This is a genomic window from Dyadobacter linearis, from assembly GCF_907165045.1.
GTDB classification, from domain to species: Bacteria; Bacteroidota; Bacteroidia; order Cytophagales; family Spirosomataceae; genus Dyadobacter; species Dyadobacter linearis.
The window spans coordinates 460121-481724 of record NZ_CAJRAU010000003.1 but is presented as its reverse complement, the minus strand read 5'-3'; the positions used below and the strand labels follow the sequence as shown (position 1 = coordinate 481724).

Sequence of the window (21604 nt, the reverse complement as noted above, 5' to 3'; positions counted from 1 at the left end):
GAAAGTTAGGAAACGGCAATCAAAGAAAATGTGTGAATATAAATTTTAATTTCAAAAGCTTTGGCGCTGTCAGGAAGTTGGACACTATGGCGAATGCGACCGGATTCACCGGAGGATAATCAGGATGGTCACTTCGCTCAGTTTGTAGTCGCTCGAATTGTTTTCCACTTACATTGAGCAGTACATCCAAACGTTATAAAAATCTTCTTCACTTAAATTTTTCACATAACTAATTGAAGTTTATGAAGAAGTACTTTTTTACCTGCCTTGTCAGTCTCTTTTTCCTGGCTTTCAGCTGCGCTCAAAAAACAAGTCAAGAACCTGGTCCTATTCCCGGGATTCCCTCAACCGAAGAGGAAACTCCTGCCGAGACCAACCCGGAACGTCTTTTACCTTCCCAGCTTCCGACAATCGCTTACCCGATGTTTGTCACCGGAACAACCACCCACCATTCCAAACTGAAACCGGAAGCGTGGTTTGCCAGGCCAATAGAAAAGGCCGATCTCGGAAGTCTTGCAGGTTCAGGTAAAGTCCCGCATATGATCGCATTTGGCGGCGGTCTGACCGCGGGTGTAAGTAACGGCGGCTTGAACCGGGAAGCACAGCAATTTGCCTATCCCAACCTGGTGGCGCGGCAAATGGGCATCAGTGATTTCAAAACGCCTCTGCTGCCTGAGGACGAAGCCAATGGGACCGGGATCTTTCTCTATGAAGACCCAAAAGCGGAGTACCCGCGCTGGAAAGAAGTGACCAACAATCTCGCGAAACTGGAACCAGGACAGCCCGTCAAAATGACGCCGTACGAAGGATTGATACACAATTTTGCATTTGCAAATGGGGGCACCATTGGTGCAACTTATGAGTACTGCCCGACGTGCAAGACACAAGCCTACCCTTCCCGTTTTAGCTCCTACAATGTACCAGCTTATTCAAATCTACTACTTGCGGTCAGAGAGAAACATGATTACGATTTTGTCATCATGGAAGATTTTACCGATGCTTTTGTAAACTGGATTGTCCATCAAGGCCGAATGGATGAAAGTTTTTCACTGGTGGCTCCTTATAGCAGCCAAACCTATGCTATGGAAGAAATTGTAAGTTCCAATCAAAAGGGAGTTGTCTTTACAGTTCCTCATTTTCGGGACTTAGGGTTCATGAATTGGTATGATATCGAAAAGCTCAAGAAGAAGGCTTCATCAGTTTCCGTAGTTTACTGGGCAAGGAACCAAGCGTTCACATTAAATTCTTCACAAACATTTTATCTAAAACCTACTAAAAATGTGGAGGGAGCTTTTCTAACAGCTGAGGATAAAAAGCCGATCCAGGCGCAATTAAAGGATTTGGATGTTATTGATGAAGGTGAAAGCTGGACCGCAGATCCTGATAGAGTTATTAATCCGAGCATCAAAAAATTTGCAATTAAACACAACCTCGCAATTGTTGATTTGCGGGCCATTTACGAAAAAATCCATCGTGGAGAGTATATTACCAAGGATGGGCTACGAATCGATAGCTCTATTAATGGGAATTTCTTTTCATCCGATGGAATCTATCCTACTCCGTTGGGTCAGGCTGTTATTGCCAATGAGGTAATTAAGGCCATTAACGAGAAGTATGGATCTCATATCCCACTCATCGATGTAAGTAAATTCAGAGAGATAATTTCCTCCAACTAACATTCATCACTCCAGCATGTCGAATCTAACCCGAAAGTTTTCCGGGGAAAGATTCGTGTGCTTTAAACAATCAGTTTTGCATGAAAAATCTGACAATCATCAGTGTTATTGCCCTTTTTTGTTTCAGGATTGAAGCCGTTCACTCCCAATATTTAAGTTTGTCTTATCCAAAGCATTTGTCTGTGCTTCAACGAGATGGGACTAATAAAGCTACGGTGACCATCGCAGGGCAACTAGTTTGGGGAACGGGTGCGAACGGCGCCATCACTCCTGGTACGGCCATTACGTATAAGATTAAGACGTTACACGTAAGTCCCAACATTCAAGGACCGACAATTAACCTGCCAATGGCGGCTAATGGCACGTTTTATACCAGCACAACGCTAAGTAAAGGTTGGTATTTGGTCGAAGTAATGCTGAATGGGGCGATTTATGCTTCATCTAAGGTGGGTATCGGAGATGTTTTCATTGTTGCAGGTCAATCTAACGCACAAGGAATAGGCACTCTCAATGAACCGATGGGCGCCTGGAAATTACCAATAACAGCAGGATTCCCGGAGTGGATAGTTGGAATGAATTCAGATTATAACTGCACCAAAAATATACCCGAGACTTATGATAATATGTATTCCCTTTCAGATGTTGCGAATCATTACAAAAAGTTAGGTCCTACCGGAAATAACGTTTGGTGCTACGGAGTTTTAGGGAAAAAAATCTCTGATCTTAATGGTGGAATGCCGGTAGCTTTCTTCAATGCGGCTTCTGGCGGAAGCTCAGTTTCCCAATGGTATTTGGGAGCTCAGGGATTGGCTGCCCCTAATTTTTACAATGGTGGCAATCAATTTTGCTTTGGTTTTCCCGGAGGTTCGCAAAATCCAGCAGACTACTATGGGCAACCTTACACCCCGCTACGTTCTGCATTAAATTACTACGCTTCCCTGTACGGAGTTCGAGCGGTGCTGTGGCACCAGGGAGAAACCGACTCCAATATTAATATTGCGCCGGCCTACAAGGCCACAAGCGCGCAGGACTATCAGAACAAGTTACAGTTTGTGATAAACAAATCCCGGGCTGATTTTGGCGCCACAGTGAATCCTAATATTCTGACATGGATTGTGGCAAAAGCTACAATTAGTGAGTTTGGTCCATTAAACAATACAATCCGGGCCGGGCAAGGAAATGTGGTGGGATCAGGCGCAGGAAATGCGGGGCCGGATTCAGATTATGTAACAGGAAGTGCTGGAACCACAACAGTTGCCGGTTATAGAAGAGATTTAACCCATTTCGAAGAATCTAAAAGCAATGCCTTGAGCTGGCTTGCTGGTAAATGGTTTGATGCCATTGGCAATCTGGGAAATAAGATTTCGGCCGGCTTTGTACCTCAACTGACTTATTCTTCTAACGGCAACAAGCGCACGCTAACTGCGCCAGCCGGATATGCCGAGTACCGTTGGGGTTCAAGCATTAATAATCCGATAGCAGGAGCAAATGGAAATGTATTTACAACTGAAAGTTGCTGGCCGGATGTCAAATGTTTTATCAGGGATAGTAAAGGCAATTGGCATGTATCGGCGGCTACCTGGATACATTGTTACGCTTCAAACCGCATTGCGGCGGAAGAAAAAGGTGCTGATGAACCCGAATTTATACCAGAATTCAAAACTTACCCGAATCCGTATCAGAAGGAGATAACCATTGAATTCTACGTCAGGGACGATAACAGCCACGTGCAGCTGGAAATCGTGGATTTGTCAGGAGGGGTTATTAAGACTATCGTTGATAATCCTCATGCGAAGGGAAAGTGGACATATCAGAGTGGCGAAATTAATTCGGTTACGGGGAAAATGCTTTTTTGTCGCCTGAAAGTCAATGATACTTATATGCTGAAGAGAATTCTAAAAGCAGGAAATGAAACTAAATGAATGTGTTCCAAAGCAGGTATCCGTTCAGCGCGATAATGATCAATGTAATGATCCAGCTTATAACATTGAGCGTTCCAGAATTGGCAAATCGACCCATAATCGAGCTTTTTGATGTAAAAAACACAAGTGGCACCACGGCAAAGCTCAATTGAAGGGACAGGATAACCTGACTGAAAACGAGCAGTTCGGCTGTACCTCTTTCTCCATACATAATAGAAACGATCAGGGCAGGGATTATAGCGATCCCGCGCGTGATCAGTCTGCGCAGCCAGGGTTTTAATCTGATATTTAAAAAACCTTCCATTACGATCTGCCCCGCGAGTGTTCCGGTTAAAGTAGAACTCTGACCAGAAGCTAGCAATGCAAGTGCAAAAAAGATACTGGCCAAACCTACGCCAAGTACCGGATCCAGCAAATGGTAAGCATCAGTAATATCGGCGATCTCGAAGTGACCATTGGCATGAAAAGCGGTGGCGGCCAGGATGAGAATGGATGCATTAATAAAGAATGCAAGGCCCAGAGATAAGGTAGAATCGATCGTGGCGAATTTGATAGCCGAACGTTTTCCTTCATCGTCACGCCGGAAAGCGCGCGTTTGTACAATACTGGAATGCAGGTAAAGATTATGCGGCATGACAGTCGCGCCAAGGATCCCGATTGCGATATAAAGCATGCCCGGGTTTGTGATGATCTCTGTTTTTGGTAGTAAACCATCCGCTATGCCCGCCATCGACGGCTGGGAAACGATCATTTCATAAATAAAACTAAGCAGGATCACGCCCATTAATCCAGCCACAATACTCTCGATAATACGAAAGCCTTTTTGCTGAAAATAAAGAACAAGCAACACATCAAATGCAGTGAAAACCACGCCGACAGGCAGCGGCAGGCCGAAAAGCAGATTCAGCGCGATTGCAGAACCGATTACTTCGGCAAGGTCGGTAGCTGCGATAGCGATCTCTGACAAAACCCACAAAACAAATGAAACGGGGCGGGAGTAGTAATCGCGGCAAGCCTGGGCAAGGTCCATTCCCGAAGCGATACCAAGTTTGAGCGAAAGGTGCTGCAAAAGCATGGCAAACAGATTGGAGATCAGGATCACTGAAAGCAATGCATATCCGAATCTCGACCCGCCTTCAATATCGGTAGCCCAGTTTCCCGGATCAATGTAGCCCACTGCGACCATTAGCCCCGGCCCGGTGAATGCCATCAGTTTTTTCCAGAAGCCGGCACCCTCGGGAACTGCAATACTCGAATGAACCTCTGATAAAGAAGCGAGCCGCCCTTCATTATCCATCGCTCCTTTGCGCAAAAACGCCTTCACCTTTGAGCCGTCAATCATTTGGTTTACCTGCGGAATATTAGTTAAAATACCGAAAACAAATATAAGAAAAATCTTAAAAAAAATTTAGCCTAGTCTAAATTTTTTAATCACGCGCTCAGAATTGTACTTTTGCTTATATTAAGATCAAAATCCCGGTTTGCCTGAAATGCAGAATTCGTTCACAGAAGAAAACTATTTGAAGATCATTCATGCTCTTTCGGGCAGGGACGGGGGCGAGGTGAGTACGAATGCATTGGCTGAAAGTACGGCTACCCGCGCCGCTTCGGTGACAGATATGCTTCGGAAACTGGCCGAAAAAGGGTTAATTAATTATAAAAAATACCAGGGCGTCACACTCACTGAGCAGGGCGAAAAAGTTGCAATTAAGGTAATCCGCAAACACAGACTTTGGGAAGTGTTTTTGGTCGAAAAATTGGGTTTTGGCTGGGACGAAGTGCATGATATCGCCGAAGAGCTGGAACATATCCCCTCCGAAGTGCTGGTTGAAAAGCTGGACACATTTCTCGGACATCCCAAATTCGACCCGCACGGAGATCCTATTCCCGACGCGAAAGGCAATCTGACAGAGCCGGATTATAAAGTACTTACCGATGTCCAAATAGGGGAAAAAGTGAGAATGATGGGCGTACTCGATCATGCACCTTCCTTTTTACAGCATCTGGACCGGTCTGGTATCAAACTGGGATCGATTATTCAGGTGAAGGAAATTAATGAATATGATAAATCTGCGTCTGTACAAATAGACGGGGGCGAGTCGTTGTTTATCAGTCTTGAGGTGTCCAAAAATTTACTGGTTCAGCGCCGATGAGACTTAACCAGCCATGAGATTGAAAATACTGGATCGCTACCTGATCAAAAACTTCCTGATTACCTACGTTTTCGTCGCATTCGTGATCGTGCTGATCATTTGCATGATTGACTATACCGAGAAAGTGGACGATTTTCTAGAAAAGAAAGCGCCGCTCCGGGAAATCCTGGTCGACTATTACCTCAACCTGATACCTTACTGGATCAATTACATCAGTCCGCTGATGGTATTTATCGCAACGGTATTTTTCACTTCCCGCATTGCCGCGCGGACTGAAATTATCGCTATTCTGAGCAGCGGGATCAGTTTTGGGCGATTATTGCTGCCTTACATGATCGGCGCGACGATATTGGGTATATTGACTTTTGTGCAGGTAGGCTGGATATTGCCGAAGGCGAACAAGATCAGGAACAACTTCGAAAAGACCTACGTCAAAGACCAGTTCTATTTCAGCGGGCACAATGTGCATATTACCATCGCCGACGATGTTTACGCCTATCTTGAAAGCTACAATAGCTCAACCAATACCGGCAATAAATTCACGATGGAGACGATCAAGGGTAACCAGCTGATCCAGAAATTTTATGCTGATAAAATAGTCTGGCAGGAAAAAAAGCAGAAGTGGACCCTTCAAAATTATCAGGTCAGAACGTTGGACAGTCTGGGTGAAAAGCTGAGCAGCGGCATGGAGATCGATACTTCCATTAACCTTTATCCGAAAGATTTCCAGAGTGACTATAACCTCTTCGAAACCTTCACATTACCGGAGCTGAACGGACATATTCGCCTTCTTAAAAGTCGCGGTTCGGATGGATTGGAAGTTTATTTGATCGAAAAATACATCCGGTTTACACAACCATTTGCTATTCTGATACTTACCGCGATCGGAGTGATTGTTTCTGCACGTAAAAGCAGGCGCGGAGTCGGCTGGCAGATTGCTTTGGGATTTATGCTGGCGTTTATTTACATCCTCTTTTTTCTTTTGTCAAAAGGCGTTGCCGAGGCGGGGACGATCAATACACTTTTCGCGGTTTGGCTTCCTAATATCGTGTTTTCGTGCATAGGGTTGGTTTTATATAAAACGCTGCCCAGGTAATATGTTCTCATCGACGACATTGCGCTCCTATTTACACCTGCATTTTCTGGTATTGATCTGGGGTTTTACGGCAATAGTAGGCTTGTTGGTCACTATTTCACCAATTTCACTTGTCTTATACCGAACTCTCTTTGCAGCGATAGGGCTGGGCGCAGTTATTTTTTTTAAGCAAAAATCCTTTAAAACGAATGCAACCGATCTGCGGCGAATGCTGGCGGTAGGCTTCATATTATCGGCGCATTGGATGCTTTTCTTTGCTTCGGCGAGGGTTTCCACAGCTTCCGTGTGCCTGGCAGGAATGGCGACCACTTCACTTTGGACGAGCATTATCGAGCCACTTGTCAACAAAAAAAGCATCCGGCCGCTGGAAGTAGCGTTGGGCATTCTTGCATTCGCAGGATTGTATGTGGTCTTTCGGTTTGAATTCGATCACGCGCTCGGGCTGCTGCTTGCATTGGCTTCCGCATTATTGGCGGCGATGTTTACAGTAGCAAACAGCAGGCTCGTGCAGCGAATTGACGCTTATACCATTACATTTTATGAAATGATCGGCGCGACGGTGTTTTCATTGATCGCATTGGTTATTGCTGAAACTTTCGGCTGGACCGGCAATGCACCTTACCTGCCCGAAACGGGGGATTGGGTCTGGATACTTTTCCTCGCCTGGATCTGCACGGTCTATGCAAGTACGATGGCGACCCAGTTGATGAAACAGTTTTCAGCCTACCTGATCAACCTGACTATCAATCTCGAACCTGTTTATGGAATCGCGCTGGCTTTCCTGTTTTTCGGGGAAAAAGAGCGGATGACGACGGCATTTTACTGGGGTACCACGCTGATTCTCCTTGCAGTACTGCTTTATCCGATGCTTTCGGGTAGTATTTTTGATAGGGGTAACCGCAAGGTAAGCGACGCCCGGAAAGGAACCTGAATAGGGCCGGCCGGGAAGTCAAAGGAAGCATATTAACTTATTACTGCTATTTTTGTCGATTCAATCGAACAGCATTATATGAACCCAGCAAGACTACTCCTGGTAATACCATGTTACAACGAGGAAGCCATTCTGAACCTGACCTACTCCAAGTTGAGCATGTATTACAACGGGATCAAGCAGCAGGGACTGATCGCTGAGAACAGCCGGATTTGCTTTGTGAACGACGGAAGCAGGGACAGAACGTGGAATATCATCGAAGAACTTTGCCGGACCGATTCCAATATTATCGGCGTAGGACTTTCCCGCAACTTTGGTCACCAGAGCGCGATCATGGCAGGTTTGGAGAAGCATGTGGACGATTTTGACTGCTTCATAACCATCGACGCCGACTTGCAGGACGATATCAATGCGATTACCGGAATGATCGAAAAACACCGCGAAGGAGCGATGGTGGTGTACGGGGTAAGGAGCGACAGGAGTTCGGATAGCTGGTTCAAGCGGGTTACTGCCGAGCAATTTTATGTTTTAATGCAAAAAATGGGCGTACCGGTCGTATTCAACCACGCCGACTTCCGTTTAATGGACCGGCGGGTATTGCAGGAGCTTGGAAATTTCAAAGAGATCAACCTATTCCTGCGCGGCATTGTGCCTTTGGTTGGGTTCAGAAATGAAAAGGTCTTTTACAGCCGCCTCGAACGCCAGGCGGGAGAAACCAAATATCCTTTGAACAAAATGCTGCTTTTCGCCTGGAACGGGATCACTTCGTTTTCTACTTTTCCAATGCGGCTGGTACTTTACTTTGGCTTGTTCAATTTCATAGTGGCGATGCTCATCGTCGTATATATTCTTTTCTCATTTTTAATAGGCCATACCGTCCCTGGCTGGACTTCCACCATGCTGCCGCTCACATTTTTTAGTGGGTTTAATATGATGGCGCTGGGATTAATAGGGGAGTACATCGGAAAGATTTACGAAGAAGTAAAAGGCCGCCCCCGATACATTATTGAAAAAATTGTCAATGAATAGATTTTATAGAAAGTACCGGACTGTTGGCAACTGGATCAACATTGGATTAATGATCGCCGTGCTGGTGCCTTTGCTCGCGCTCGCTTACTACAATCACCCCTCTGCCGCTGATGATTATTGCTATATCGATACCGTCTTCAAAATAGGCTGGTTTGAGGCAATGAAATTATATTACACCACCTGGACAGGCAGGTATTCAGGAATTTTCCTGAATCACAGTAACCCGCTGCTATTTCATTCTATTACAGGGTTTAAAGTGCTGCCTGTCGTTCTGATCGCGGCTACTATTTTCGCGCTTTATAGTCTTTTCCGGCACCTTACGCCTACCTTATCGCGTGTCGCGCATCTGGGTTTTGCGGGTGTTGTTTTCTTTCTTTTTGTATTGAAAATGGCGAGTCTGGCGGAAGCTTTCTACTGGATGGCGGCATTTGTGACGTACTCGGTTCCCAATATGCTCACCCTGTTCTGGATTGTGATGGTATTGCGCTGGTACCGGCAGGACACGCAGTCGGCGAAATTTTTGGTGGGCTTTCTGGCCGGGTTTCTGGTTTTTGCGGTAATCGGCGCCAGCGAGCAGAATATGCTGACAATGGTATTGCTGGTAGGAGCCTGGTGGGTTTACCGCCTTATTTACTACCGAAAAGTGGACGCATTTATGGTTTCCATGCTGGTGATAACCGGAATATCATGTTATCTGCTCTTAGGTTCTCCTGGTAATCAGGCAAGAATGGGTGGAAATCCGCTGGGTGGAAATATCCCTTTTTCCACCATTTCAACTTTGAAAAAACTGGCAGTACTCGGTTTTGACTGGGTTTTCAGGACGCCGCTTATATTCTTTACCGCAGTTTGGCTGGTAGTGATGTCGAGATTGTCGGACGGTGCGCGAAATTATTTTTCAATACCTGTCTGGTATGCGGTATTGCTGTTTATCGGCGTGCTTTCAGCGCAGCTTTTTCCATCCTATTATGGGGTTGGCATCGAGCCTACGCACCGGGTTGTTAATAGTGCCTATTTCTTTTTCCTGATCGGGTGGTTCTATATCTGGGGAGTTATTTTTCATTATTTTAAACAAAAAAGGTTCGGGTTTTTCCAGTTTACAGTGGCAAGATTTGTGGGACTATATATTATTCTGCTCGCGTCTGTAGCGCTCTCATTTTACAGAAGTCCAAATGTTAGACTGGTTTATACCGACTGGCTGAAAGGCAAAGCAGCAGCTTACGACAAGGAAATGTACCAGCGTTATGCGTTGATGAAAAACAGTACCGAGGAAGTCACTTATCTGCCTCCGATCTACTCAAAAGCATTCTCCATTTACGTAGAGGACGATATTACTGCTAATCAGGAGCATTGGTGGAATAAATGCATGGCGGGATATTACGGTAAGAAGGCGATCATAATGTCGGAAAAGAATGAATAGTTTGACCAAAAAGCAGGAGACGTATTTTCAGTATGCAGCCGGTATCCTGACCGTCTTAGTGATCGGTACTTTTTACTATATCATTGTTCAAAACAGTATCAATATCCCCTGGTTCGATGATATCGAGAACATTCCCTATTTCCTGGTCAACTGGCTCGAAGCGCCTGATTTTGCTGGAAAGTGGGAAGCATTTATCCGACCGAATAATGAGCACCGGGTTTTCACGGCGCGCCTGATCGTTTTAGCACAATACTACCTGACCAGCAAGCTTAATTTCAAAGACCTTCTTTTCTGCGGTAACCTGAGTGTGCTCGTGTTGTTCCTGTTTATCGTGCGCGGCTACCTCCGTCAGGGTGGGAAATGGTACTTTATTCTGCCTGTCGCATTCTTCATTTTCAACTTCCAGGCCTACGCCGGTACTTTCATGACGATCATGTCCATGCAGTATCAAATGGTGATTATGCTTTCGGTAGCGAGTTTTTATTTATTGGTAAAACAAAGCGTTCCTGCATTCATATTCGCGATTGCAATTGCCTGTCTGGACACATTCAGTATGGGTAACGGAATGGTAGTGTGGCCGTCGGGTTTGGCTATTCTGCTGCTGCAAATGCGCTGGAAATCGTCTTTTATCTGGCTTGCCGCAGGTGCAGCTTCGATCTATCTGTATTTTCAGGGGCCTGATTTTGTGCAGGGAAATGACAAAGCGTTCTCCTACGTACTCGAACATCCGATGCGCACATTCGTCGCTTTCTTCACGATGCTGGGTGGAGATTTTGATGTGATGGCCAATGCCGAATTTAATAAGAGAATGGTGATTCCTACCATTTTAGGCTTCATTCTGTTCGCGGTTTTCATCACGTGGACGGTAGCTGTCCTTTCTGTTTCCCCTTTCTGGGGCAAGTGTGTTCCCGAAAGATGGGGGCGGACTCTGGCGCGTATTTACAATGTGCGCGAAGCAGATATTCGGTGGAATGCATTCTGGCTGGCTATACTCGCCTATGTTTTGATCGGAATGTTAATGGTGGTTTTCTTTCGGACCCGCTTTGATCCGCACATTATACTTTGGAGTACCTACAAAATGTACCCCGCTGTGATGACCTCGGTCATATTCATTATCGTATTGCAGGCGCTCAATATCAGATCGCGTTACCGGTTTTTCGGGACAATGTGCCTCGTCTCTGCCGGGCTCTGGTGGTCGACGATACATAATTATTTACCTATCGTAAAAAACACCAGCAATGCCAGAACTGCATTTGCTTTTAACCAAAAACACAACGGGGTAGGTCTCGGGGCGACCAAGAACAGCGCATTTGAAACGATGCTTGCAACCACACTCAGGAAGGTCGACAGTCTGGGCATTTATTCACTCCCAAGTCCGCTTATTCATGCGGAAGGAGATCAGGTCAGATTAACCGGGAATACTTCGCAGCTGAATGCAAAAGCGGATATTGAGCTCGCAGGCGACATTTTGAAGATAAATTTAGTTTCTGGCCCTCCTGCCGATCATCGCAGATATGCATTCCTGGAATCAGAGAATAACCGTTACCTGTTCCTATTTCCGATCGACGGCACCGAAACTTTGTGTCCGGTTGGAACGATACGGGCCGGTGCGTACAAACTGGGTATCTGGGATATTTCTTCCGGCAATTTGTCGGTTTGGCTTACTGAGCAACTGGTTACGATTCCATAAAACGCCTGGTAATTGCGCTTTCTATGTTAGCCTGAAACGTGTATTTTTGCGACCACTGCCAAATTTGAAATCCAGAAAAGATTGAAAGTTCCACAGATATCTATTGTTGCGCCACTTTACAACGAATCAGAAACGTTTCCTCTGCTCGTTCAGCGTATCAATGCAGTAATGGATTCCAGTGAGCTCACTATTGAAGTTGTATTGATTGACGATGGGAGCAGGGACGATACAGCTTTGAAGATCAGGCAACTGGCACTTACAGACGAGCGTTACCACGGCGTATTCCTCTCCCGGAATCACGGTCACCAGCTGGCGCTCACGGCGGGTATCTCGACTGCTAAAGGTACCGAGGCAATTTTCGTGATCGACGGTGATTTGCAGGATCCACCGGAGCTCCTTCCCGAGTTTTACAGGCTTTTAAAGGAAGGTAACGATGTGGTATACGCAGTACGAAAAAAGAGGAAAGAAAGTTTTATTAAAAAGACAGGTTATCATCTGTTTTACAGGATATTAAGATCGATTTCCTACGTAGATATTCCGCTCGATAGCGGTGATTTTGCATTGGTCAGCAGGAGGGTAGTGGACGTGATGAAAAAAATGCCGGAAGAAAGTCGCTATCTGCGTGGAATGCGGTCCTGGATTGGGTTTCAGCAAACCGGTTTCCAGTATGAGCGGGATGCGCGGGCCGCAGGTGAGTCCAAATATTCTTTCAAACAGCTCTTCCGTCTGGCTTACAACGGGATATTTAATTTTAGTGAGTTTCCTGTCAAGTTTATGAGCCGGGTTGGCGTTTTGGCGATCCTGATCTCTTTGCTTTACTTCATTATAGTTGTTGTCAAGAAACTGTTTTTCGCCCAGGTCATAGAAGGTTTTACTTCCCTGCTTTTTGTGATTATTTTGTTCAGCGGAGTGCAGTTGCTTGCGCTCGGCATAATCGGGGAATATGTGCTGCGCATCTTTTTTCAATCTAAAAACCGCCCCTTATTTATTATTAAGGAGGAAATAGTCAACCGAGAGTACACTTCGCCCGATGCTGTTTAACACAATCCAGTTTATTATATTTTTTATTGTAATTACGCTGGCGTATTTCAGCCTGTCGTGGCGCGGCCGCTGGATCCTGCTGCTCGTTGCGAGCTGTTATTTCTACATGGTTTTCAAGCCGATATTTATCCTTATTCTGTTTGGAACTATTGTAATTGATTACTATGCAGGGATTTGGATTGAAAAAGCAAAAGACCAGAAGCAGCGCAAACTGTTGCTGATCATCAGTCTTATTTCCAATATCGGGATTCTTGCATTCTTTAAATACTACGATTTTTTGCAGGATTCGGTAAATGGCTTATTGGCAGGTCTGGATCTGCGACCCCTCGTGCCGCCTTTAACAAGGTTAATGCCTACGCAGGTTGTGGAGTGGATTACAACTGGTTCAGGGAAAATCCTGCTTCCGATCGGTTTGTCATTTCATACCTTCCAGGCGATGAGCTACACGATTGAAGTGTACCGCGGAAACCAAAAAGCGGAGCGGCATTTCGGGATTTACGCATTGTACGTGATGTTTTACCCGCAGCTGGTAGCCGGCCCGATCGAGCGGCCGCAGAATATGCTTTTCCAGTTCCATTCGTATTTCAAATATGATTTCGAGCAGGTTAAGTCGGGTTTAATGCAAATGGCATTCGGGCTATTCAAAAAAATCGTGATCGCCGACAGGCTTTCTTTATTTGTAGATCACGCTTATAACCCAGGATCCGATCACAACGGACTTACATTGCTCTTAGCGACAGTATTCTATTCATTTCAGATCTATTGCGACTTTTCAGGATATTCCGATATGGCGATCGGAGCGGCCAGGGTAATGGGTTTTACGTTGATGGACAATTTCCGCTCGCCTTATGAAGCCAGGTCCATTCCCGAGTTTTGGGGAAGGTGGCATATTTCGCTATCTACCTGGTTCAGAGACTATTTGTACATTCCTTTGGGGGGAAATAGAAAAGGTGAATTCTTTAAATACCGCAATCAGCTCATCGTATTTTTAGTGAGCGGCTTGTGGCACGGTACCAGCTGGAGTTTTGTAGTTTGGGGCGGGCTGCACGGGTTTTATCAAATTTCAGCCTCCCTGCGTGACAAATGGATGAAGAAAGCGAATATCAGCGTTCCTGATAATTTATTTACAAGAATAATCAATATACTGACCACATTTGCGCTGGTCACACTTACCTGGGTTTTCTTCCGGAATTCGATCAGCCGCTCTTTGGAAATATTGAAAGAGATAGGTAACCTCTCGTTTTCAGACCAGATCTTAACGCCACTGAACCCGACAGAAATGTGGTTTTGCGCCTTTCTGATTGTTTTTCTACTCGTGAAGGAACATTACTACGAGAAAATACCGACCAGAAATACGGTTCTGTTTTTCGTCTTGTTTCCCCTGCTCTCATTTTTGACCTATCTGCTCGGCGTGGTCACGGAGAAGCAATTTATATACTTCCAATTCTGAAAAGGAACGTATAACCGCAAACAAATGCTTTTGAATATTTGTTAGCCAGTTCAGAGGACGAGTTCCGTCCGGATAAGATTAAAGTTTTTAAAATGTACGAAGTGACTTCTGATAACCGGTTGAAAAGTTTAATAGTTGTGGGTGACCGCGTTTTGATACGTCCCAAAAGTCCAAATGACCGGACAAATAGTGGCTTGTATTTACCTCCGACCATTACCGAAAAGGAGCAGGTACAGTCGGGTTATGTGATAAAAGTTGGCCCCGGCTACCCAATTCCGGCCGCTACCGAGGACGAACCCTGGAAAGAAACGGAGGAGAAAGTGAAATATATGCCGCTTCAATCGAAGGAGGGCGACCTGGCGATCTATTTACAGCGCAATGCAATTGACCTGGAATACGACGGCCAAAAATACGTCATCGTGCCGCAGTCGTCGATATTAATGCTGGAACGCTCGGAAGATCTGTTTGAATAAAGTTTATGAGTTTATTAGTCTATGAGTTCATGAGTGAATTTTTGGCTTGAGACTTTAAACTCATAGACTCTAAACTCATAAACTTTAAACTCCAAACTCATAAACTCAAAAAAAATGAAGTACAAATTCATAGGAAATACCGGCGTACTGGTTTCTGAGCTTTGTTTCGGAACTATGACTTTTGGCGGCGAAGGATATTGGGAGGCGATCGGTCGGTTGCAGCAGGAGGAGGGGAGTGCGTTGGTAAAAACGGCGCTCGATAGCGGGATCAACTTTTTTGACACTGCTAATGTCTATTCCTACGGAAAATCGGAAACGATATTAGGGCAGGCGCTAAAAGACCTGGGCGTAAAAAGGAGCGACGTAGTAATCGCGACCAAAGCCCGAGGCAGAATGGCGCCCGGTGCAAACCAGATCGGTTTATCGCGGCTGCATATCATGGATTCGGTCAATGAAAGCCTGCAAAGGCTGGGTACTGACCATATTGATCTTTTTTACGTGCATGGAGTCGATGCTGAAACTTCGCTGGAGGAAACAATGCGCGGGCTGGAAGATATTGTGCGGTCGGGCAAAGTGCGATATCTCGGCGTAAGCAACCACGCAGCCTGGCAAATTATGAAAGCCAATGGAATTGCTGAAAAGAATGGCTGGACAAAATTCGTGGCTTGTCAGCATTATTACACCATTGCAGGCAGAGATTTGGAGCGAGAGCTGGTCCCGATGATGAAAGATCAAAACCTGGCATTAATGCCTTGGAGCCCGCTGGCAGGTGGTTTTTTGTCTGGTAAATACTCGCGTAACAATGAATCAACTGGTGAAAATCGTCGTGATAACTTCGACTTCCCGCCGATAGATAAAGAAAAAGCGTATGATATTATTGACGTGATCGAGCCGATCGCTCAGGCACATTCGGTTTCGGTGGCGCAGATCGCATTGTCGTGGCTCCTGCATCAGCAAAGTGTTACCAGTGTGATTATCGGGGCAAAGAAACCGGAGCAGCTGAAAGAAAATATCGCTGCCACTTCGATTACGTTAACGCCGGAAGATCTCGAAAAGCTGAATGCAATCAGTGCTTTGAAAACTGAATATCCGCAGTGGATGTTTGAGCGACAGGGCAGAGACAGAATCCCGGGCTGAAAACGAAAGCGGCTAAAAACAAAAAAAGCATGCAGTGATGCATGCTTTCGAAATGTCTTATTATGACTAAACTTAGATAACGCGAACGTTAACTGCGTTTAGACCTTTTCTTCCATTTTCCACGTCGTAAGACACTTTGTCGTTTTCACGGATATCGTCTTGAAGACCTGAAACGTGAACGAAAATGTCTTTTTCACCTGATGCTGGTTGGATGAATCCAAATCCTTTGGAGTCATTGAAAAACTTAACTGTGCCTTCTGCCATTAGAATTGATCTTATATTTTTAAAAATCAAATGTATATAGAAAAAATATATAAACAAGAATAAAATGGAAAATTTGCTTAGAATTGTTCTTAATAATTTACCAGAAGACACATGCCCTTAATAGAGACTGATAGTCTGATTTCCCCGTATTGGCTGCCTAATGGGCATTTTCAGAGCATTTACCCCGCTCTTTTCAGGAAGGTAAATGGCGTGAAATATTTCCGTGAAAAAATTGTAACTCCTGATGAAGATTTCTTGAATCTGGACTGGTCTTACTCGAAAAATACTTCATCAAAGCATCTTGCGATCCTGACCCACGGGCTGGAAGGGGACAGTAACCGGCAATATATGCTGGGTATGGTAAAGGTTTTGAACCAGCTCGGTTATGATTGTCTTGCCTGGAATTTTCGGAGCTGCGGAGGCGAGATGAACAATGCCGCAAGATTTTACCACAGCGGCGCAACCGAAGATCTGGAACTGGTGATTCAATATGCAGCAGATCGGGGCTATGACAATATTAATTTGATAGGATTTAGTCTTGGCGGAAATCTCACATTGAAATACCTGGGTGAAAACCGGCCTGAGCTTAACCAGCGTGTCAAAAAAGCGTTGGTTTTTAGTGTTCCTATGGACCTTAAAGCTTGCAGCCTTGCGATTATCAAGCGTGAAAACCGCGTCTATATGCATCGATTTTTAAATACACTGAACCCGAAAGTAGCTGCCAAAGCCGCACTTTACCCGGAAAGAATATCAGTGTCCGATAAAAAGCTTGTAAAGACACTTTACGACTTCGACCATATTTACACTGCTCCACTACACGGTTTCAGCGGCGCCGACGATTATTATGAGCAATGCAGCTCCATGCATTTTGTGAAAGATATTACAGTGCCGACAATGATTATCAATGCAAAAAACGACCCGATTGTACCGTTTTCAAGCCTGCCGCTCGAAACCCTGAAAAATCACAAGTCAGTAACATTAGTAGCATCCGGAGAGGGCGGTCACTGCGGATTCCGTCCTTCGAAACTGACGGACGAATTTTACTGGTCAGAAAAAAGGGCAGCGGAGTTTCTGAAATTTTAGTTTTCGGGGCACAAACATCCTCCAAATCCTGCTCTCCGAATTTTAAACTGATACGAAGTATATTTTGTTGAGGTCATATCTAAACAGATTCGTAATTTTGCGCCACGAAAGAAATCCTGACCCTGCCAGACGTTATTTCATTTGACCCGATTATTATTCAGTTATTTCCTGCTTCATGTCCACATTAACACTCAATCCGTTACCGTACATTATCATTGATTTTGACAGCACTTTTACCAAAGTAGAAGGACTGGACGAACTTGCAGCGATCGCTTTGAAAGGGCACCCTGAACAAGATCAGGTTGTTCAAAAAATTGCTGATCTGACCAATAAGGGAATGAATGGCGAAATGTCATTTGCCGATGGACTGCGTCAGCGGATCGCGCTTTTGAAAGCAAACCGTTCGCATATCAGCGAGCTGGTGACCTTTTTAAAGACAAAAGTATCGGATTCTTTCAAGCGGAATATTCAGTTTCTCACTGAGAATTCGGATCAGATATACATCGTTTCGAGCGGATTTAAGGAGTTTATCGTGCCGGTAGCGACAGAATTTGGCATTCGCGCCGACCATGTTTATGCCAATGAATTTTTATTTGACGAAGAGGATAATATAGTAGGGATTGATGAGGACAACGCACTTTCCATGGATGGCGGCAAGATCAAAGTACTTGCTTCCCTGAACCTGGCGGGCGATATTTTTGCAATTGGAGATGGTTATACGGATTATGAATTGAAATCATCCGGCCTCGCAAGTCGCTTTTATGCATTCACTGAAAATGTCGACAGACCGAGGGTAACTGCGGTTGCAGACCATATTGCTACTTCTTTTGACGATTTTTTATACGATAATAAATTAAGCAGAAGTCAGAGTTATCCAAAAAGCCGCATTAAGGTATTGCTTTTGGAAAACGTGCATCCGGCTGCATTAAGAGCCTTTGAATCAGAAGGTTTTAATGTTGAGTTTGTGAAAGGCGCATTGGATGAAGATGAACTTTGCGAGCGCATTAAAGATGTATCTATCATAGGTATACGTTCAAAAACGAATATCACGAAACGCGTTCTTGAAAATGCAAACCGGCTGATGGCGATCGGTGCATTTTGTATCGGTACCAACCAGATCGATCTTGAAGAAGCTGCGAAAAAAGGTATTGCGGTTTTTAATGCACCATATAGTAACACACGTTCGGTTGTGGAGCTGGCTGTGGGCGAGATGATTTTGCTGATCCGGAATATTGTTGGTAAGAGTAACCAGCTACATCAGGGTATTTGGGATAAATCTGCGAGCGGAAGTTTTGAGATTCGGGGAAAGAAGCTTGGAATGGTGGGTTATGGAAGCATTGGAACACAGCTTTCTGTTGTGGCTGAGGCTTTGGGAATGGAGGTTTATTTTTATGATGAGGTTGAAAAACTTTCAATCGGAAATGCTAAAAAACTCAATTCGCTAGAAGAATTGCTTTCGATCGCAGATGTGATCAGTATGCACGTCGATGGTCGTAAGGAAAACACGAATTTGATTGGTAAACGTGAGTTTGACCTGATGAAAAGAGGGGTAATATTCCTGAATTTGTCGCGCGGTCACGTGGTAGATATCCAGGCTTTGGCAGATGCTGTGAAAAGCGGTCAGGTTGCCGGCGCAGGTGTGGACGTTTTCCCAAAAGAGCCAAAAACGAATGACGAATTGTTTAAAAGCGAGCTTTTAGGTTTGCCAAATGTGATATTGACCCCACATATTGGTGGAAGTACTGAGGAAGCACAGGAGAATATCGGACATTTCGTGCCTGCGAAATTGCTTGAATTCATGAATAACGGCAGCTCTTACGGAAGTGTAAATTTTCCGGAAGTACAGTTACCGAAATTGAAAGATTCGCATCGCTTGCTTCATATTCACGCTAATGTACCGGGCGTTCTGGCGAAGTTGAACCATATTTTTGGCAAAAATAATATCAATATCACCGGTCAGTACCTGAAAACCAACGAGCATATCGGTTATGTGATCGTGGATATTGAAAAGGGTTATACTGAGGAGTTTATACAGGAAGTGAAAGAGCTGGAAGGTACGATCCGTTTCAGAATGCTTTATTAGGATTCAAGCCAGTTCATTTATTAGCGAATATGCCACTTACGTTTTTTACACCGGGCCCGGCCCAGCTTTACCCAACATTTGAAAAGCATTTGCAGACTTTCGTGACCGATCAGCTTGGAGCAATCAGTCATAGAAGTCAGCAATACCGGAATCTACACAAATTCACCGTCGACCAGCTGCGTACGTTGCTGAACGTACCAGAAACACACGCGATTTTTTTTCTCGGATCGGCTTCGGAAGCATGGGAGCGCATTCTTTTCAGCTGCGTGGAACTGGAAAGCTTTCATTTGGTAAATGGATCGTTTTCGAAGAAGTTTTACGACTATTCCAATGCGCTGAATAAGTACGCGCACAAGTTGGAAAAACCAATGGGGCAGGGATTTTCTGCTTCGGAAATCGACGTTCCTGAATATGCCGAACTGATCGCTGTCACGCACAACGAAACGAGTTCTGGTGTTCAAATGCCTGTTAGTGAAATACATAAGCTCAAACAGAAAAATCCTGATAAGCTGATCGCTGTCGATATGGTATCCGCAGCGCCTTATCCTGATCTGGATTACAGTCTTATTGACACTGCATTTTTTTCGGTTCAAAAAGCGTTTGGCCTGCCAGCTGGCCTGGGAGTCTGGATTGTGAGTGAAAAATGCCTTGCGAAAGCGCAGACAATCAAGAAACAGTATTCAATAGGCGCACATAACGATTTGCCGACGCTTTGGAAAAACGCTTTGAACAACGAAACGCCTGCTACCCCGAATGTCATGGGGATTTATCTGTTGGGAAAAATCGCGGAAGATTTCAATGCAATCGGGGTGCAAACTATCCGTAAGCAAACGGAGCAAAAAGCGGCAGCTATTTACAAGTTCATTGACAGAACAGCAGGATTTACCCCGTTTGTAAAAGAAAAAGCTTTCCGTTCGCAAACTGTGATCGTTACTGATATAGAGCAGCCTTCATCCGATATCATCAAGGCTATCAAAGAGAAGGGAATGATGATTGGGAGCGGTTATGGGGAATTCAAAAACTCCCAGCTAAGGATCGCCAACTTCCCGGCTACATCTGCGGAAGAAGTCGAAAAGCTGCTTTTCGAGTTAGGGAAGGTATAGTAAGAAATATTTTGTGACCGGGAGGTTGTTTGAACGTCTAAATTCAAACAACCTCTTTTTTTGTGCAAATAAATGACATACTCTGGAAGTCGATCCTGGAAGATATCTTCGAGGATTTTCTTTTGTTCTTTTTCCCGGATTCAAAATCGTTATTCGATTTTAGCAGGGGGTTTCAATACCTTGATAAAGAGCTCGAACAACTTTTTCCTGTCGACAATTGTGATCATGAAGTCAGGTTTGTAGACAAGTTGGTAAAGGTGTACTTGCTTGACGGCCAGGAACAATGGATATTAGTACATATTGAAGTGCAAGGGTATGTGGACAAAACTTTCTCGGAGCGAATGTTCACCTACTATTACAGGATCTGGGACAACTACCGCCGCCCGATCACTGCATTTGCTATTTTAACGGACGAGCATGCCACTTTTCTGCCTGCGAAATTTGAGCAGCACTTTCTGGGAACACGGCTGAGTTTTGAGTTCAATTCATACAAAGTGCTCGATCAGTCAGAAGAATATTTGCTTAAAAGCACAAATCCTTTCGCACACGTTATCTTGGTTGTGAAATTAGCGATGAGAGGTAAATCCTTGCAAAAAGAGGATTTGTTTTCACTGAAAATAGCCTTAGCCAGGCGGTTGCTGGCCATGCAAATTCCGAAGAGGAAAATTGGAAAGTTGATGAAATTTCTGAAACTTTATGTGAAGTTCAATGATAAGAATTTTGAGAAAAAGTTCGAAAACGAAATAATCAACATCACTATAAATACGCACAAAGCTATGGGAATCGACGAACTGTATTTGCAGATAAGAAAACAGGAGGCGAGAGAAAAGGGGTTGGCGGAAGGGAAGAAGGTAGGTCGGGAAGTGGGCCTGGCAGAAGGTGAACATCTTGCCAAGATGAAGCTCGTTCAAAACTTGCTACGGGAAACTTCATTTGACCACATTACAATCGCTAGACTTGCAGACGTTCCATTAGAATTTGTGGAGCAAGTGAGGTCGGAATATTAGAAAAATCACTACTTATATATCAGCGCAAAGCGTAGAATCACCGATTCTG

The 21604-nt window shown here is 44.7% G+C and carries 18 protein-coding genes; 16 read left to right on the top strand and 2 right to left on the bottom strand.

Going from position 1 to position 21604, the window contains the following annotated elements; translation table 11 throughout:
* The first annotated feature begins 242 nt into the window (after window positions 1–242).
* Together KOD92_RS12475 and KOD92_RS12470 are read left to right on the top strand one after the other, a co-directional pair.
* Window positions 243–1676: a hypothetical protein gene (locus KOD92_RS12475; protein WP_215233899.1), complete on the top strand. Its 1434-nt coding sequence runs from the start codon at window positions 243–245 to the stop codon at window positions 1674–1676.
* Window positions 1677–1756: 80 nt separating this feature from the next.
* Complete coding sequence (locus KOD92_RS12470; protein ID WP_215233898.1) at window positions 1757–3598, top strand: sialate O-acetylesterase; 1842 nt, start codon at window positions 1757–1759, stop codon at window positions 3596–3598.
* Here KOD92_RS12470 and KOD92_RS12465 read toward each other — a convergent pair.
* Window positions 3591–4895: an Nramp family divalent metal transporter gene (locus tag KOD92_RS12465; protein ID WP_229254675.1), complete on the bottom strand. Its 1305-nt coding sequence runs from the start codon at window positions 4893–4895 to the stop codon at window positions 3591–3593. The two genes, KOD92_RS12470 and KOD92_RS12465, sit on opposite strands and share 8 nt — an antisense overlap.
* Before the next feature lie 193 nt (window positions 4896–5088).
* Here KOD92_RS12465 and KOD92_RS12460 point away from each other — a divergent pair, with 193 nt between their 5' ends.
* The 10 genes from KOD92_RS12460 (at window position 5089) to KOD92_RS12415 (ending at window position 16015) form a co-directional block, all read left to right on the top strand.
* Window positions 5089–5751 carry a metal-dependent transcriptional regulator gene (locus tag KOD92_RS12460; RefSeq protein WP_215233896.1) on the top strand — a complete coding sequence of 221 codons (663 nt, stop codon included), beginning with the start codon at window positions 5089–5091 and terminating at the stop codon, window positions 5749–5751.
* A gap of 19 nt (window positions 5752–5770) precedes the next feature.
* A complete protein-coding gene (locus KOD92_RS12455) occupies window positions 5771–6847 on the top strand; it encodes an LptF/LptG family permease (protein ID WP_215234306.1) in 1077 nt (358 codons plus the stop codon).
* A gap of 1 nt (window position 6848) precedes the next feature.
* Window positions 6849–7778, top strand: a complete 930-nt coding sequence (locus KOD92_RS12450) for a DMT family transporter (protein WP_215233895.1) — start codon at window positions 6849–6851, stop codon at window positions 7776–7778.
* 78 nt (window positions 7779–7856) lie between these two features.
* On the top strand, window positions 7857–8807 hold the full coding sequence (locus KOD92_RS12445) for a glycosyltransferase family 2 protein (RefSeq protein ID WP_215233894.1): 951 nt from the start codon (window positions 7857–7859) through the stop codon (window positions 8805–8807).
* The gene (locus KOD92_RS12440; RefSeq protein ID WP_215233893.1) at window positions 8800–10224 is read left to right on the top strand and encodes a DUF6056 family protein; all 1425 of its coding nucleotides are present in this window, start codon (window positions 8800–8802) and stop codon (window positions 10222–10224) included. Before KOD92_RS12445 ends, KOD92_RS12440 begins: the two co-directional genes overlap by 8 nt.
* Window positions 10217–11914: a hypothetical protein gene (locus tag KOD92_RS12435; protein WP_215233892.1), complete on the top strand. Its 1698-nt coding sequence runs from the start codon at window positions 10217–10219 to the stop codon at window positions 11912–11914. Before KOD92_RS12440 ends, KOD92_RS12435 begins: the two co-directional genes overlap by 8 nt.
* 81 nt (window positions 11915–11995) lie before the next feature.
* Window positions 11996–12955, top strand: a complete 960-nt coding sequence (locus tag KOD92_RS12430; RefSeq protein ID WP_215233891.1) for a glycosyltransferase family 2 protein — start codon at window positions 11996–11998, stop codon at window positions 12953–12955.
* A complete protein-coding gene (locus KOD92_RS12425; RefSeq protein WP_215233890.1) occupies window positions 12945–14405 on the top strand; it encodes an MBOAT family O-acyltransferase in 1461 nt (486 codons plus the stop codon). Before KOD92_RS12430 ends, KOD92_RS12425 begins: the two co-directional genes overlap by 11 nt.
* Before the next feature lie 92 nt (window positions 14406–14497).
* A complete protein-coding gene (locus tag KOD92_RS12420) occupies window positions 14498–14878 on the top strand; it encodes a co-chaperone GroES (protein WP_215234305.1) in 381 nt (126 codons plus the stop codon).
* 114 nt (window positions 14879–14992) lie between these two features.
* On the top strand, window positions 14993–16015 hold the full coding sequence (locus KOD92_RS12415; RefSeq protein ID WP_215233889.1) for an aldo/keto reductase: 1023 nt from the start codon (window positions 14993–14995) through the stop codon (window positions 16013–16015).
* Between the two features lie 72 nt (window positions 16016–16087).
* Here the strand turns inward: KOD92_RS12415 and KOD92_RS12410 are convergent, their stop codons facing one another.
* The gene (locus tag KOD92_RS12410; RefSeq protein ID WP_031526203.1) at window positions 16088–16279 is read right to left on the bottom strand and encodes a cold-shock protein; all 192 of its coding nucleotides are present in this window, start codon (window positions 16277–16279) and stop codon (window positions 16088–16090) included.
* A 111-nt stretch (window positions 16280–16390) separates the two neighbouring features.
* Here KOD92_RS12410 and KOD92_RS12405 point away from each other — a divergent pair, with 111 nt between their 5' ends.
* The 4 genes from KOD92_RS12405 (at window position 16391) to KOD92_RS12390 (ending at window position 21555) form a co-directional block, all read left to right on the top strand.
* Complete coding sequence (locus tag KOD92_RS12405) at window positions 16391–17362, top strand: YheT family hydrolase (protein ID WP_215233888.1); 972 nt, start codon at window positions 16391–16393, stop codon at window positions 17360–17362.
* 175 nt (window positions 17363–17537) lie between these two features.
* Entirely contained in the window at window positions 17538–19445 is a 1908-nt protein-coding gene (gene serA, locus KOD92_RS12400; RefSeq protein WP_215233887.1) for a phosphoglycerate dehydrogenase, read from the top strand.
* Between the two features lie 29 nt (window positions 19446–19474).
* Window positions 19475–20548 (top strand): aminotransferase class V-fold PLP-dependent enzyme, encoded by a 1074-nt coding sequence (locus KOD92_RS12395; protein ID WP_215233886.1) that lies wholly within the window; start codon window positions 19475–19477, stop codon window positions 20546–20548.
* Window positions 20549–20610: 62 nt separating this feature from the next.
* Window positions 20611–21555 (top strand): RpnC/YadD family protein, encoded by a 945-nt coding sequence (locus KOD92_RS12390; RefSeq protein ID WP_215233885.1) that lies wholly within the window; start codon window positions 20611–20613, stop codon window positions 21553–21555.
* Window positions 21556–21604 lie beyond the last annotated feature (49 nt).